This is a genomic window from Vibrio antiquarius (assembly GCF_000024825.1).
In the GTDB taxonomy this organism is placed as follows: domain Bacteria; phylum Pseudomonadota; class Gammaproteobacteria; order Enterobacterales; family Vibrionaceae; genus Vibrio; species Vibrio diabolicus.
This window is the reverse complement of record NC_013457.1, coordinates 313,053-326,506: the sequence shown is the minus strand read 5'-3', so window position 1 is coordinate 326,506 and position 13,454 is coordinate 313,053. Positions and strand designations below refer to the sequence as shown.

Genomic DNA, 13,454 nt, shown 5'->3' with positions numbered 1-13,454 from the left:
TCATGCTGTTAGATTAAAATAGAAAAAGTGATTTTCGAAAAATTTAATAGCATGAAACCGACCGATCTTAATCTTATCCCCATCTTTATTGCCATTTATGAAGAGGGGAACTTATCTAAAGCGGCAGCACGTCTTAGTATCACGCAGCCCGCAGTCAGCAAAGCGTTGGCACGCCTTCGTGATATTTATGACGAACCTTTATTTCATCGCTGTACCAAGGGGGTAGAACCTACCTCTTTTGCAATGGATATTTACCCTGCGCTGCTTACTTCGGTGCAAAACTTTACTTCAACTCTGACGGCTTCTAGCGAATTTGACCCTAAAGTGTCGAATCGAGTGTTTTCCATTGCTTGTGTCTCTGTTGCAAGTTTTGAGTTGCTCCCTCAAGTTATGAAACAGATCCGTGAGTTAGCACCACATATTGCTTTAGAGGTTCATCCACTCTTTACGGAAGATTTTGAAAGCGATCTGCGTTTGCAACGTTACGACTTGATCATTGATATCGCGCCAAGAGCAAGAACAGTTTTAAAAGTTGAAACTGTACTTACTGAGCGCTTGGTGGTGGTGTGTAGCGAGGAGCACCCACGCTTAAAGAACGAGATTACGGCTGAACAATTTTTTGAAGAAGAACATGTGGTGGTTTCGCAGTGGCAGAGTCGTAAGAGCTTGTTAAACGCCGATGATATTGTCGACTTGGACAAAAGAAAGATAAAGTATCGAGCTTCTGGCGTGTTGGAAATGCTACCTGTTATCTGTGGTAGTGAATATATTGGTTTAATGCCCGAGTCGATGATCAACTTGTTCAACAACACCTATCATGTTAAATCTTTATTTATGCCATTTGATGAACAAACCTATGAGCTCTGCACAATATGGCATCCTAGTCGGACAAACGACAGTGCCCATCAATGGTTGCGATCACAGATTAAACGAGCAGGGAAAACCATCAACCAATAGGAAGTGCAATGAAGAAGACAATACGTGCCATCCTTAACGGCAAAAAAGCTGGGAACCCAGAGTTAAGAGATGCAATCATGAAAATGAGAGACAAGGGCGTCGATGTGCAAGTGCGAGTGACTTGGGAATCTCAAGACATGCCGCGCTTGGTGAAAGAAGCGGTTGATGAAGGGATTGAACGTATTGTTGTCGCTGGTGGCGATGGGACCGTCAATGAGGCGGCTTCTGCGATTATCCAAATTGAAGAAGAAAAACGCCCTGAGTTAGCCATTATCCCTCTTGGTACCGCAAATGATTTTGCCACCGCGATTCAAGTGCCAGCTTCTATCAAGGCGTCTTTATCTCTCGCCGTAGAAGGGCAGTCTGCTTTGGTCGATTGTGTCAAGGCTAACGATCGCTACTTTATTAACGTGGCAACAGCTGGGTTTGGCGCAGAAGTTACGGCAGAAACGCCTGTTGAACTTAAAAACTTTCTTGGTGGCGGCGCTTATACACTAACTGGTGTTGTAAAAGCGCTCGGCTTTAAACCTTATGACGGAACAATAACAATTGAAGGCGGGGCTTATCAGGGAGAAATGTTGCTTGGCGCTTTTTGCAATGGTCGCTTAGCTGGAGGTGGGCAAGAGTTAGCGTCGAAAGCGATGATTAATGATGGCTTGATGGATCTAACACTGGTGCGTCCATTCTTGCCTCATGAGCTGCCGAAAGTTATCGAAGAGATCAATAATCCTAGCGAGAAAGGTGAGTTTGTAAAACACACAAGAGCAAGCTGGTTGGAGATAGACTTCCCAAATCCACTACCGCTTAATTTAGATGGTGAACCATATCATTCGAGAACAATACGGTTTGATGTTCAGCCTAAGAGTATACGATTAGTCTTGCCTCAAGATTGTCCTTGCTTGGTCAGCTAAACGAGTAGTTTCACGGCCCATAAACAACACAGCCTCCAATATGTGGCTGTGTTGTTTGTGTTGAGGTGTCAGGCGAATTAAAGCTTTTGAATGGTCTCTACGTCAATCTGCGTGGTTGTCCACTCTGAGTCAACTTCGCCTCGAATCTTCACTTTATCGTTTGGACCAACGTCTAGTCCCATCCAATCTTCATTGTCGATTTCTACTTCGATTTCGCCAGTCTCATCTTTGAACAAGTAAGTCTCGTTACCAAGAGATTGAACAATGTGCCCGGTTAACATGACGGCGCTGTCATCGGTTGCGTTGTGCGCCTCTTTCACCGAATTAATTACGCTTACTTCTGGACCATTAAACGCGGCGAAAGCTGAGCTTGAAAGTAGGGCAAACATGGATGCTAAAATCATTTTTTTCATTATCGTCTCCTTAAATTAGAAGTAGTAAGTTGTGCCTACGTTAAAGGATGCTGTGTTTGCGTAGCTGTCTAGTTGATATTTTGCGTTTGCACCAATGGTGAGCTGCGGGAAAATTCTGTATTCCGCACCCAATGAGAACATTGCGCCTAGCTCGTTGTTTTTCTCTGTGTTGTGGAAAAGCGTGTTGTTCATTTCTACATCATCATTCGCGACAAGCTCATATTCTTGATGTTTAGAAACCTTGGCGTTGTATTCCGTGTACGTTAGACCCGCTTTGAATTTTGTTGTCCATTTGTTATTTAATGCATAACTAAACACTGGAGACAGCGACACTTGCTTGGCTTTGATTGACGCATCCCAATCCATTTCATGATGGTAATCTTTGCCATCAATTTGTTTGATGCCAAGGTTCTTTGAACGATTATCATCAAGGTCAAATTGGCTGTAGCCCAACTCTAGCGCCCAGTTGTCATTGAACGCGTAACCGACAAAACCTGAGAAAATACCGTCTTCAATCTCAGGGTTGAGTGTTACGTTGTCAGTTGAAAAGTGAGGCTCCAAATCATGGTCAGTGGTGCCTAGTCCATATTCCAGACCTACATAAGGAGCCGCAGATACCGAAACTGAGCAGGTAACAAGTAACGCAAGAAGTGTTTTGTTCATTTTATTTTGCCTCTTCAAATCAACTTAGTGAGTAGAAGCGCATTTTGTGTGAAGAAGCGTGAAGCGATCGTGAAGAAACGAAAAAAATGTTTAGAAAAAAGAGCAAGGGGCGATAACCGAGGGGCGGTTTGAGTGAACAAACACCAAGCTCTTTATATAGAGTAAGTTAAGTTGCTGCGACGTAACACACCGCAAACGGGACATTAAGGCGAGTAAACTCTTTGATCCAACGCCATTGGTTATCCTGGATTTTATCGCCAGGGCCTTTCACTTCAATCCATTCGAACTCATTTTCTTTAAAAGCAATGAGATCCGGCATCCCATTACGGTAAAGCTTAAGGTCGCTCAATTGTATTTTGAACAGCGCCATCAGCATATTGGTTGGGATAGCGTTGAGCGCTGTTTCGAGTAGCTCTTTACTTATTAAATTCCAATGTACAAATGGATTACTAATGCCAAACTTCTCATCGTATTTTGTCAATAACGTCTGGGTGTTGCCCGCTTCTAGTTCGGCAAAAGCGGTGTCTATCAAAGCTTGGCGCTTGGTAACAAAATCTGAGTGATATAAATCTAAAGGACGGTGTTGATAAGCGTTAATGAATGACCCTTCAATAGGAGCAAAAATCGCATCCCAAAAAGTGAGGCCAAGTAATGCATTAAGCAGTGCATTTTCGGCGTAAAATACTGTCCAGCCTAAGGACTCAAAATACGCTTTACTGGCAAGTTCGACTCGTTGTTGAGATAAATCCAGTTCAATATGGTATTCGGAGCAGAGTGGCTTCGCTACTCTTGGTACTTTCGCGCCTTGTTTTCGCTTCAACCGTTGCTCAAGTTTTTGTGCGACTTCGAGCTCAGACACATCAATTGGCGACTGCAGTATCTCTGTGACAATGTCACTAAATAAATCATCTTGGTTTAGTTTATCATAGATACGTGCACGTCGTTCTCGGCTCGGAGCGAGCTGAGTTTGGCTAAATAGAGATAGGGCGGTCTCTAGATCATTAAGCCGTTCGTAATCACGTGCTATGTCATTCAACATGTGTTCACGTTTACGATCTACGTAATGGTGATTAACGGGCTGAGGCATTGCCTCAATTAATAAGTCGAGATTGGCTTTGTCTTTTCGATCAAATTGCCAGTACAGGTTGGCCAGTTGACTCAGTTCAATTAAGCGGTCTATTTGCTCACGTGAATCAAAGAAACGGCGCACTTTACTCAATTGGTATTGCTCGAACTGATGTAGACCTAAGTCATCAAGCACAAACTGACTTAAGTCTTGATGGGTGTTGGCAAAAAATAGGGTGAGTAAAACGTCGATCATGTGGGCGGAATTGAGTTTGATGATCGTAAACTCAAGCTGCTCAAAACGATCAAATTCCGTGTTGCTTAAACGCTCCACAAGGGCATCTTTCTTTAATGACTTCGGTAGCTCTGGGTAAAGTGCAGAGATCTCCGGTTTCGTCAGTAAGTTAGACGCTAACTCTTGATGAGAGAGTGTGGGGGAAAGGGCCACAAACTCATGTTGACTCAATTCTGCCAGTGCTTCATTGATTGAAGGTATTTCTTGATAACTCAGCTTATCACTTCGAAACCAACACCCTTTTCGGCTGTATAAACGCACTAACAGGCACTGGGCGTGTTTGCTCAAGGAATCAAACGAGCAAAGCCAAGCGTGTTCTTCCTCAGCCAGTAAATCGCTGTACCAGGTTACTGCGTGGTGAGTCAGCTTAAAGAAGTTTTCTAGATAGTAGTCTGGTGCAAGTTCGATAGGGCTTTCCATAAACGACCGATAACAAAAAAGGCTTAACCCATAGGTTAAGCCTTTTCGCTATCAAATCAATTCGCAATTATGCGTTTTTTAGCTGCGCTACCTTCGCTTCAGACAGTGGCTTAGTGATGAACGCAAGTACGATACATACTGCCATCATTGCTGAAGAAATAGTGTAAGCCAAGGTGTAGCCTTCGCCGTTCGTCATAGAGAAGCCAACAACTGCTGCGCCGATTGCACCACCGATACCCCATGCAGTGTAAAGCACGCCGTAGTTAGTTCCGTAGTTTTTCAAACCGTAGAACTCGGCCGTTAGAGTAGGGAATACCGCTAGAAGTGTACCGTAACCTACCGCTGCGATCGCAGTACCAATGATCAGAGTGAACTCAGAGTCGAACGTTGCGAACAGCACCATGTTTACGCCTTGTAGGACGAACGCAAGTAGAAGCGTACGAACACCGCCGATTTTATCTGCAAGCATACCCGCAGCAACACGGCCGCCTGAGTTAAATACAGCAAGAATAGACGCTAGGTAAACGGCGTTTGGCAAGTTTGCTTGAACGCTTGCGATTGTCGTGATGTTGCCGATGATCATTAGACCAACAGAAGCTGCGAATGCGTACATGATCCATAGAGAGTAGAACTGTGGCGTCTTCAGCATTGCTTTCCAAGTTAGGTCATCTGACTTTTGAACCGCTTTAGGTGCTTGACCTTCTTTTACTTTCGGCTCAGCAGGTGTGTAGTCTGCTGGTGGGTTGTTGATGGTTGCTGCAAGAGGAACCGCAATCGCTAGGATACCAACACCAAGAACCATAAAGCTCGTTTGAATGCCCATGCTGTCGATCAATGATGATGTTACTGGTGCTAGGTAGATAGCCGCTAGACCAAAACCAGCCGCAATAATGCCGTTAACCATGCCTTTCTTCGAAGCGTGGAACCATTTCATTGCAGAAGGTGATAGGCATGCGTAGCCAAAACCGATACCTGCACCTGTGATCACACCGAAGGTAATGTTCAGCATGAGTGGAGTGTCAACAAAGCCAGATGCGATCATGCCTAGACCTGTAAGAACAGTACCTAGGATAAGAATCATACGCGGACCCATGCGGTCTTGAAGAATACCTGCAACAAGAAGACAGATAGAGAAAGTGATGGTTGCAGTTGCATAAGGTGCAGAAGCTTCTGCAGCACTCCAGCCTGATTCAGTTACCAGTGCCTTGTTGAATACACTCCAAGCATACAGGATGCCAAGACAAAGGTTGATACAGAACCCTGCTAACAGGATGCGCATAGCTTTATCAATCTTGCTCATTTTCATTCTCAGTTTTTCCTCTTGTTGGCAATGCCGCAAAGAGGGTTGGTTTAAAGATGTTTTTTCTCAAAATTAGTTTGCGTTTTTCAACGATTAACGCAATGAGCGCGGATTATAACCAATAAATATGTGATTGGAATCTCTTTTTGCCGTTACTGATAAAATAATTTGAAACATTAAAGGCGGATGTGAATTCATGGTTTTGTATGTGGTTGGAGTGTTATCAAAAAGTGATGATTTTTGTTGTTAGGAACGAGGAGCTAGTCAAAACAGAGAATTCAGTGCGCAGTTGGGTGCAGAGCTCACATTTCATATAAAAAATTTCAAAATGTTACCGTGTTAACTCCCTGTAACAAAAATGACTGAAATATCGTCTTGTCGCCGTAAGTATTGGATGTAAAGGGTTTCTTAAATTTAAATTGTTAACCTTTTGTAATAACTAGAGCTGATTAGGTTTTTTGTGCATTAAGTGAACAAAAAAGTCACTTGTAATTGCAGATTATAGGAGCAGAATATAGCGAAAAATGAGATTCCATTTATGAAGGGATGCTTTTTTAGACTTGTTGTGAGGTGACTTATGAAACTGTTCCTATTACTCATGGCTTCGGTATCTGCTGGTGTCGCATCTGCAGACCACATCCATTCATTTATGTTGGGTCTATCTATTGCTTCTCTAGCGGTAGGGAGCTGTTATTTCTTTGCATTCCGTAGCTCGCGCTTTCCACAGCTTGCTTTATTCTTACTAATTTGCGGCATGCTTTCTAAGTTGACGATAACGGTTGTTGGTGTGATGTGGGGAATGTCGGCTGAATTAATTACATCTCCAATCGTATTCGCACTTTCGTATTTATTCTTCTCTCTCGCCGTGACCTACTTATGGTTTAGTTATCGAGAGAGTATCACTAAGATCCCTGATCGATTTAAGTCAGCGTAAATCGTCAAATCAGAAAACATAATGAAAAAACGCCAGCAAAAGTGCTGGCGTTTTTGTTTAAAGCTAAGTCAGTTAGCTTGTTGTGTTTGGCTCGGTAGGGTTTGTCCTGTATTGACTGATACTGTTAGTGGTGGCTCTGGAACTTCTAAGAAGCAGGCGATTACTCTATAGAGTTCTCCTTCCGCAACGGTAACCTTTCCATCCGATTTAATCGCTAATCGACACGCTTTTACGAACAAGCGACGACTTTTCGGTTTGAGTTGCAGTAGGAGCTCTAAAGCGGCGCGATTTAGGCCCCAGTTCTTATTTGCGGGTTGTAACTCTGCATCATTAAAGCCCAAACAGGTTAGGGCGCTGCTAAATGCACGTTGAGCGTCTTCCGGTTGAGAGTGACTAACCCAAGCCAATTCGCGCAGTAGCCAAAACACACTCTCTTTTAATTGCTTTAAAGACTGGATCTGTTTTGTACATCCATACGATTCGAGTAGTTGTTTCTCCAATAAGTTGATGACACACCATTCTGCGAGTGAGTAGTGGTCATCAGTTTGAGAGAGTTCACGTAGCACCTGGCACAGTCTGTTTTTCTGACCCTCACTCAGCGATTTCAAGGCAGGGATGGAGAGTTCGAGTAATGGAAAGCGTAGGTGAAGAGGCAAATCATAATCTAGCCATGGTAATAATTGTGCTTGAGACACATTTGGGATATGACTTTTTATCATCTCTCGCTGGAGTTCACTGCCATCAAATATCAAGGCAAAAGCAATAAAGCGCGCACTGTATGGTTCACGAGCGATGTCGACAAGTTCGGAAGGAAGTTGGTTAAGTAGTTGTTGACCTACTTCGCTGAGTTCTGCAGTGGTTGGTTTCTCCGGTTGTGTCGATGTCCCTGATGTGAATCCACTAACGTTATCATTCTCAAAGCTTGTCGTTGGACGATGCGAACTTTGAGAAAAACTTCCATCCCAACCAGGTTCAATTCGGCGAATCCGTTCTTCTAGTGGAGGGTGAGTAGCAAATAGGCCAGAAAAGCCGGAGAGTTTGCTTTGACCAAACATCATATGGCTCATCTCATCGCTTGCTTTTGTATTCAATGAAGAACCCGCCATATGACTACCAATTTTCTTGAGTGCACCAGCAATGCCTTGATCGTTTCGAGTAAATTGAACGGCACTGGCATCAGCGAGAAATTCACGTTGACGAGAGATTGCGGCTTTGATCATCGAGCCAAACAAGGTGCCAATCCAGCCCAGAACCAAACAGATAATCGCAATCAGCATGATAACCGCAAAGCCTTTATCGGAATCGGAAGAACTTCTTGATACGCGACTCGTATGATGAGTGTTATCTAAGACCAAGTGTCCAAAATGTGCAATGCAAGTGATGCCAAACAGTACGCCGATAAGACGCGTATTCAAACGCATATCTCCGTTTAAGATATGGCTGAATTCATGAGCAATGACACCTTGTAGTTCATCTCGCGAGAAGCTATCCAGTGCGCCTTGTGTGACGCCGATGACGGCATCATCAATGCTCATGCCTGCTGCGAAAGCATTGATACCGCGCTCTTCCTGCATCACATAGACGGGAGGAACCGGAATGCCAGATGCAATAGCCATCTCTTCCACAACGTTGAGCAGTTGTCTATGTTTTGCATCTAAGGTGTTTGAGGAAATCAGCTTGCCACCTATGCTCTCAGCAACACCTCGGCCTCCATTGGAGGTGAGGGCGGACAAGCGAACCATTGAACTTATCGCAACAACCAGCAATACACCGGCAAAGCACAACAAGACGTAGGTAAGTGCGGTTTCTTGATCAAAGTGTTCGCCTGTTACTCCGTAATAGATACCAATCGATAATACGCTTACCAAACCAGTGATGGTGACAACTGCTAAGGAAAACAGGAACACCAAAAGCCCAGTGCGTTGACGCGCGGTATCTTGATGGTCAAAGAAATCCATTAGAACTCAACCTTCGGGGCCGCTTGTATTTCAGCACTGTCAGAAAACTCTAACAGTTTGCCATCTTGGAATCCGAATGCGTTGGAAAACAACACTGGCGGGAACGTTTGTTTGTATGTGTTGTAGCTGGTTACCGCATCATTAAATGCTTGGCGAGCAAACGCAACTTTGTTCTCAGTGCTGGTTAATTCTTCTTGAAGCTGACTCATGGTTTCATTCGCTTTAAGCTCAGGGTAGGCTTCCACTACAACATTAAGTTTGCCCAACGCACTTTGCAGCATGCCTTCTGCTTGGTTTAGTTGGCTAATTGCCGCATCACTACCAGGTGCGTCACTGGCTGCTTTCAGGCCAGCAATTGCTTGATTACGAGCTTGGATGACACGTTCAAATGTTTCTTTTTCGTGTTCCATATAGCCTTTTGCAGTATTAACTAAGTTCGGAATCAAATCGTATCGACGTTTTAATTGAACCTCTATTTGAGCGAAGCTGTTTTTGAAACGGTTTTGTAGAGTAACGAGCTTGTTGTAGATACTGACGGCGTACACCACAACGAGCAGGACAATAACGATAAAGACAATAAATGCAGTCATAATAAATCCCATTTTCTTAATGTATTCAGTTCTTATATAAACTGTTGAGATATTAAGCAAATGCTTCTGAAGAAGCGATGTAATAACCGAGAAATATGTCACGAGTTGAGTAACAATTAAAATGCATTTACAAAGCAATACAGAAAGAATAATGGCACTGGAGAGATGAAAGAAAAAGGCCCAGCTAGAAGCCGGGCCTTGTCGATAAGCGATATTGGCGATGCCGTTAGGCACTCATTGGAACAAGCACCATAGTACCAATTATAACTGTGATAAGACCGGCAAGAACCGGAACAGATGTTCGTTTTACAACCTCAAACGGGCTGATGTTCGCCATACCGGATGTCGCAACGATTACGCCAGACACTGGTGAGATAGTACGACCTAGGTTTGATGCTTGAAGCATCGGGATAATTAGGAACGCTGGGTTTAGTCCCATTTTCGCAGCCAAAGATGGTGCCAACTCCACAAATGCATAGAAAGGTGCGTTACCAGACCCCGTTGCAATAGCTGCTGCAACTGTCAATGCTGTAAGGATAAGCATTAAAGCAACACCGCCTGCACCTGCATTGTCTGCAAGGTGAAGTAGGTTATCGATAGCGCCGATAGACATTAGACCTTGCGCAAAAACCCCCGCTGCAACCAAAAGCATCACAACGCCTTTGAACGCGTCAGCCATGCCAGCGTAACAAGAATCTAAATCTTCCAGTGATTTCTTACCATCAAACTTATTTACAACGTAATGGATCAGAGCGCCAAGGAAAATCGAACCGACCACAATAGTGTAAATGTCTAGGCTAAGTCCTGGAATGGTACGACCGTTGAATAGGAACACGCCGATGATAGGTAGAAATGGCAGTGCCGCATAAAACGCTGGTGCATCGGCTTTGATCTCTGATACGTCAATTTTTTCCATTGGCGTATTTTCTTTCTTATCTAAGTATTTGTTCCAGAAGAAAGCCGCGGCAGCCATCACGATGATTGCGCAAATAGAAACAGGCAACACTGTTTGTACCGCAAATACATCAAGCGCCAAGCCAGATTTTTCGGCGGCGATCACCACATCACCAGAGGTTGGAGAAAGAATGATTGCCGCAGGAGAGGCACAAACTGCAACCGCTGCTGGACGAGAGATCCCCATCGCGACCATCATTGGGAATAATGTCGCCATTAATAGTACGCCAAGGCCGGTTGCAGAACTTACTGCAAGAGACATCAAACACGCCACAATGTAAGCCGCTACCAAAAGGACATAAGGAGACTTGATAACAGAAAGCGGTTTAGAGAACTGTTTCACTACAACGTTATTCGCGCCGATGTGAGTCATATAGGAAGCGAAGCCACATAGCAACATGATTTGCATACCAAGGCCGCCGCCGCGGTATTGTAGCATGTATTTCACGTATTCTAGCGCGTCTGTCACCATGTTACCGGTTGAGGTGATTTTTGAGGGCAGCACGTCATGCCCCAATACGCCAGTCATAAGAAGTAAAGCAATACCAGCCGTCAGTAACACGCCCGCTGCTTTATAGCCTTTGACGATAAAGTAACCCACAGCAATGGTGACAACTAAGCCAATTAAGAGCTCTAACATAGGGATCTCCGAATGTTATGAAAAAAAGAAAGAAACTGTTTCAGTTTATGACAAGGAATTTACAGAATTCTTAACTGTGGCACGAGACAAATATGGGGCTTGCATGATCTGAGACAAATAATAATTTAATAATTAATTTCGTTAGATTGTATTGTTGGAATTTGGTTTTCTAAGTGTTATGTGCTGGTTTGAAGCTGTTTGCAGGAAGGAAAATATGACCAGAAATTTGAATAAATAGTGAGGGAATTGATTCAAAATGAGAAAAAGAAACAACTCAGTGAGTTGGAAGAGGGTAATAATCCTTGCAACAAAAAAGCTTCGCCGAAGCGAAGCTAAATCGTAAGGATGGGTTAAGTTAAGCGTATCGGCGCACCATGAGGTTCCAACTGCGTTGTTGCCGCTCGAACTCCGCTTTGATTTGCTGATACTTTATCTTGGTCACAGAGCACTCGTATTTTTTTACTACACTGGCTGTTTTTGCACCGAGTACTTCCTTTCGCATCTCATAATATTCCTGCATGTGATGAACTAGCGAATCAAACTCGTGTTGTAACTGATCGAGAATCGTCTGCGTATTCGGTTTTGCTCCCAGTTTTTCTTTTGCTTTCTTCAAGAGTTGAGTTGCGCGAGCTTTTTCAATTCTAAATGTAGGCGTTGTGCGCAACTTAGATGTGAGTCCAAGCCAAGAACAAGACTTAATCAACCACTTGGTCGGGTCGTAATGCCACCAATACACACCATTACGATAGTCATTCTCGAAGATATGATGGAAATTGTGGTAGCCCTCACCAAATGTGAAAAAGGCTAACACGCCGTTGTCGCGAGCGGTGTTTTTGTCCGTGAAAGTCTGTTTTCCCCAAACATGCGCAAGTGAGTTAATGAAAAAGGTCGTGTGGTGGCTCATAAAGAGTCGAGCGGCACCAACTACTAATAACATACCCCAAATATCGCCGTAGATAATACCAAGAGCGACCGGAAAGCCAATATTGGTGAGTAGAGCAAGTGGAACATAGTACTTATGTTGCCACATGACGATTTTGTCACGCTTTAAATCGCGGCAGTTGGTGTATTCGTTTTCCTGCGATTTGTTGTAGTCGCGTAACATCCAACCAATATGAGAATACCAAAAGCCACGTTTCGCTGAGTAAGGATCTTTGTCGTTATTGTCGACATGCTTGTGGTGTACACGATGATCAGAAGACCAGTGTAATGCACTATTTTGCAAAGAAAATGCTCCTCCAATCGCAAAAATAGCACGTAAAATTGGATGAGCTTCGTATGTTTTGTGGCTCCAGAGTCGGTGATAGCCTGCTGTAATAGAAAGATTCGTAAAACTGAATGCCATCACTCCCCAAACTAGATGCTCCCAACCCAGTCCAAAATGATATGCATACCAAGGCATTACAATAAAAGTCAGAACAAAACTGGAAGAAAATATCAATATATTCAACCAGATAATGGGTGGTTTGTTTTGAGTCACAGGTGTATTCCTAACTTTGAGCTAACAACTGTTCGCCAGAATATCAGCGTACACGTGTAAGTCAAATTAAAGTTAGACAAATGTGACTGTTCCTTTGGATGTACATTAAGGAACTTGATGGGATATTTTGCTTTTAATTGAATAATGAGTAGTATTAAAAAATGAGCTCTGGCTTAAGGTGTATAAAATCTGCCAAGAAACAAGTGTTATAAAGGTGGAATATGCCGAGACTCTATAAAGAAGCAAAAAATGTAAGAAAATAGGAATACGTAATGGATTTACGATTAGCGGAATATAAGGACTACGAGCGCATTGCGCATCTTCATGCGGATAGTTGGAAGCGTCATTACCGTGGCATTCTTAGTGATAACTATCTTGATAAAGAGGCGATTGACGACAAACTACTGATCTGGCAAACCCGTCTGACCAACCCACCATTCAACCAGCACATTGTCTTGGCGGAAGAGGGTGGTTTGTTGCTCGGCTTCGTTTGTGTGTTTGGCAACCATGACTTCGAGCGTGGAACCTTTATTGACGCACTGCATGTTGATGACAGCTACCGTGGTCGTGGTATTGGCAAGCAGCTATTACTTGCTGTCGCAGAATGGCAGCAACAGTACTTTAAAGACACTGGTCTTTATCTAGAAGTCGTATCGCAAAACATTTCTGCAATTGAATTCTACCGCCATATTGGAGGTCAAGAATGTCAAGAGCGAACTTGGCGTGCGCCAGGTGGTACAGAAGTATTGGAGAAGGTATTCCGTTGGAAGAATGCTCAGTCACTAGTCAGTGGGATAGAAGAAAACGTTATTTACTCCTAGTCTGACGTTTTAGCTTAGCAATAAGAGCAGCATCAACGCTGCTCTTTTTTGTG

12 protein-coding genes are annotated in these 13,454 nt (G+C 43.6%); 4 read left to right on the top strand and 8 right to left on the bottom strand.

Annotated elements, in window-relative coordinates:
* Window positions 1-51: 51 nt before the first annotated feature.
* Entirely contained in the window at window positions 52-957 is a 906-nt protein-coding gene (locus tag VEA_RS16545; protein WP_006742799.1) for a LysR family transcriptional regulator, read from the top strand.
* A gap of 8 nt (window positions 958-965) precedes the next feature.
* Window positions 966-1,868 carry a lipid kinase YegS gene (gene yegS, locus VEA_RS16540; protein ID WP_006742800.1) on the top strand — a complete coding sequence of 301 codons (903 nt, stop codon included), beginning with the start codon at window positions 966-968 and terminating at the stop codon, window positions 1,866-1,868.
* A 77-nt stretch (window positions 1,869-1,945) separates the two neighbouring features.
* Here the strand turns inward: yegS and VEA_RS16535 are convergent, their stop codons facing one another.
* The 4 genes from VEA_RS16535 to VEA_RS16520 all read right to left on the bottom strand — a co-directional run bounded on the left by VEA_RS16535 (window position 1,946) and on the right by VEA_RS16520 (window position 6,024).
* Window positions 1,946-2,281, bottom strand: coding sequence for a NirD/YgiW/YdeI family stress tolerance protein (locus VEA_RS16535; RefSeq protein ID WP_006742801.1), 336 nt, complete (start codon window positions 2,279-2,281; stop codon window positions 1,946-1,948).
* 15 nt (window positions 2,282-2,296) lie between these two features.
* Complete coding sequence (locus VEA_RS16530) at window positions 2,297-2,944, bottom strand: AcfA family outer membrane beta-barrel protein (protein ID WP_006742802.1); 648 nt, start codon at window positions 2,942-2,944, stop codon at window positions 2,297-2,299.
* A 166-nt stretch (window positions 2,945-3,110) separates the two neighbouring features.
* Complete coding sequence (locus tag VEA_RS16525; RefSeq protein WP_012842329.1) at window positions 3,111-4,724, bottom strand: VRR-NUC domain-containing protein; 1,614 nt, start codon at window positions 4,722-4,724, stop codon at window positions 3,111-3,113.
* A gap of 67 nt (window positions 4,725-4,791) precedes the next feature.
* The gene (locus tag VEA_RS16520) at window positions 4,792-6,024 is read right to left on the bottom strand and encodes an L-lactate MFS transporter (protein WP_041853136.1); all 1,233 of its coding nucleotides are present in this window, start codon (window positions 6,022-6,024) and stop codon (window positions 4,792-4,794) included.
* 577 nt (window positions 6,025-6,601) lie between these two features.
* On the opposite strand from VEA_RS16520, the gene VEA_RS16515 reads away from it, so the two are divergent.
* Window positions 6,602-6,958 (top strand): hypothetical protein, encoded by a 357-nt coding sequence (locus tag VEA_RS16515; protein ID WP_005398137.1) that lies wholly within the window; start codon window positions 6,602-6,604, stop codon window positions 6,956-6,958.
* 68 nt (window positions 6,959-7,026) lie between these two features.
* On the opposite strand, the gene VEA_RS16510 is transcribed toward VEA_RS16515, so the two are convergent.
* From VEA_RS16510 to VEA_RS16495, 4 genes are all read right to left on the bottom strand, one after another.
* Entirely contained in the window at window positions 7,027-8,916 is a 1,890-nt protein-coding gene (locus tag VEA_RS16510; protein WP_006742325.1) for a M48 family metallopeptidase, read from the bottom strand.
* Window positions 8,916-9,506: a LemA family protein gene (locus tag VEA_RS16505; protein ID WP_006742324.1), complete on the bottom strand. Its 591-nt coding sequence runs from the start codon at window positions 9,504-9,506 to the stop codon at window positions 8,916-8,918. Before VEA_RS16505 ends, VEA_RS16510 begins: the two co-directional genes overlap by 1 nt.
* A 226-nt stretch (window positions 9,507-9,732) precedes the next feature.
* Window positions 9,733-11,100, bottom strand: a complete 1,368-nt coding sequence (gene dcuC / locus VEA_RS16500; protein WP_005398199.1) for an anaerobic C4-dicarboxylate transporter DcuC — start codon at window positions 11,098-11,100, stop codon at window positions 9,733-9,735.
* Window positions 11,101-11,455: 355 nt separating this feature from the next.
* Complete coding sequence (locus VEA_RS16495) at window positions 11,456-12,580, bottom strand: acyl-CoA desaturase (protein WP_006742323.1); 1,125 nt, start codon at window positions 12,578-12,580, stop codon at window positions 11,456-11,458.
* 272 nt (window positions 12,581-12,852) lie between these two features.
* On the opposite strand from VEA_RS16495, the gene VEA_RS16490 reads away from it, so the two are divergent.
* Window positions 12,853-13,401, top strand: a complete 549-nt coding sequence (locus VEA_RS16490; RefSeq protein WP_005398196.1) for a GNAT family N-acetyltransferase — start codon at window positions 12,853-12,855, stop codon at window positions 13,399-13,401.
* Window positions 13,402-13,454: the final 53 nt, after the last annotated feature.

Bases quoted from the DNA above. Each gene is read 5' to 3' on its own strand.
- VEA_RS16535 (WP_006742801.1), bottom strand. From the start codon at position 2,281: ATGAAAAAAATGATTTTAGCATCCATGTTTGCCCTACTTTCAAGCTCA.
- VEA_RS16490 (WP_005398196.1), top strand. From the start codon at position 12,853: ATGGATTTACGATTAGCGGAATATAAGGACTACGAGCGCATTGCGCAT.
- VEA_RS16515 (WP_005398137.1), top strand. From the start codon at position 6,602: ATGAAACTGTTCCTATTACTCATGGCTTCGGTATCTGCTGGTGTCGCA.
- VEA_RS16530 (WP_006742802.1), bottom strand. From the start codon at position 2,944: ATGAACAAAACACTTCTTGCGTTACTTGTTACCTGCTCAGTTTCGGTA.
- VEA_RS16505 (WP_006742324.1), bottom strand. From the start codon at position 9,506: ATGACTGCATTTATTGTCTTTATCGTTATTGTCCTGCTCGTTGTGGTG.
- VEA_RS16510 (WP_006742325.1), bottom strand. From the start codon at position 8,916: ATGGATTTCTTTGACCATCAAGATACCGCGCGTCAACGCACTGGGCTT.
- yegS (WP_006742800.1), top strand. From the start codon at position 966: ATGAAGAAGACAATACGTGCCATCCTTAACGGCAAAAAAGCTGGGAAC.
- VEA_RS16520 (WP_041853136.1), bottom strand. From the start codon at position 6,024: ATGAGCAAGATTGATAAAGCTATGCGCATCCTGTTAGCAGGGTTCTGT.
- VEA_RS16525 (WP_012842329.1), bottom strand. From the start codon at position 4,724: ATGGAAAGCCCTATCGAACTTGCACCAGACTACTATCTAGAAAACTTC.
- dcuC (WP_005398199.1), bottom strand. From the start codon at position 11,100: ATGTTAGAGCTCTTAATTGGCTTAGTTGTCACCATTGCTGTGGGTTAC.
- VEA_RS16545 (WP_006742799.1), top strand. From the start codon at position 52: ATGAAACCGACCGATCTTAATCTTATCCCCATCTTTATTGCCATTTAT.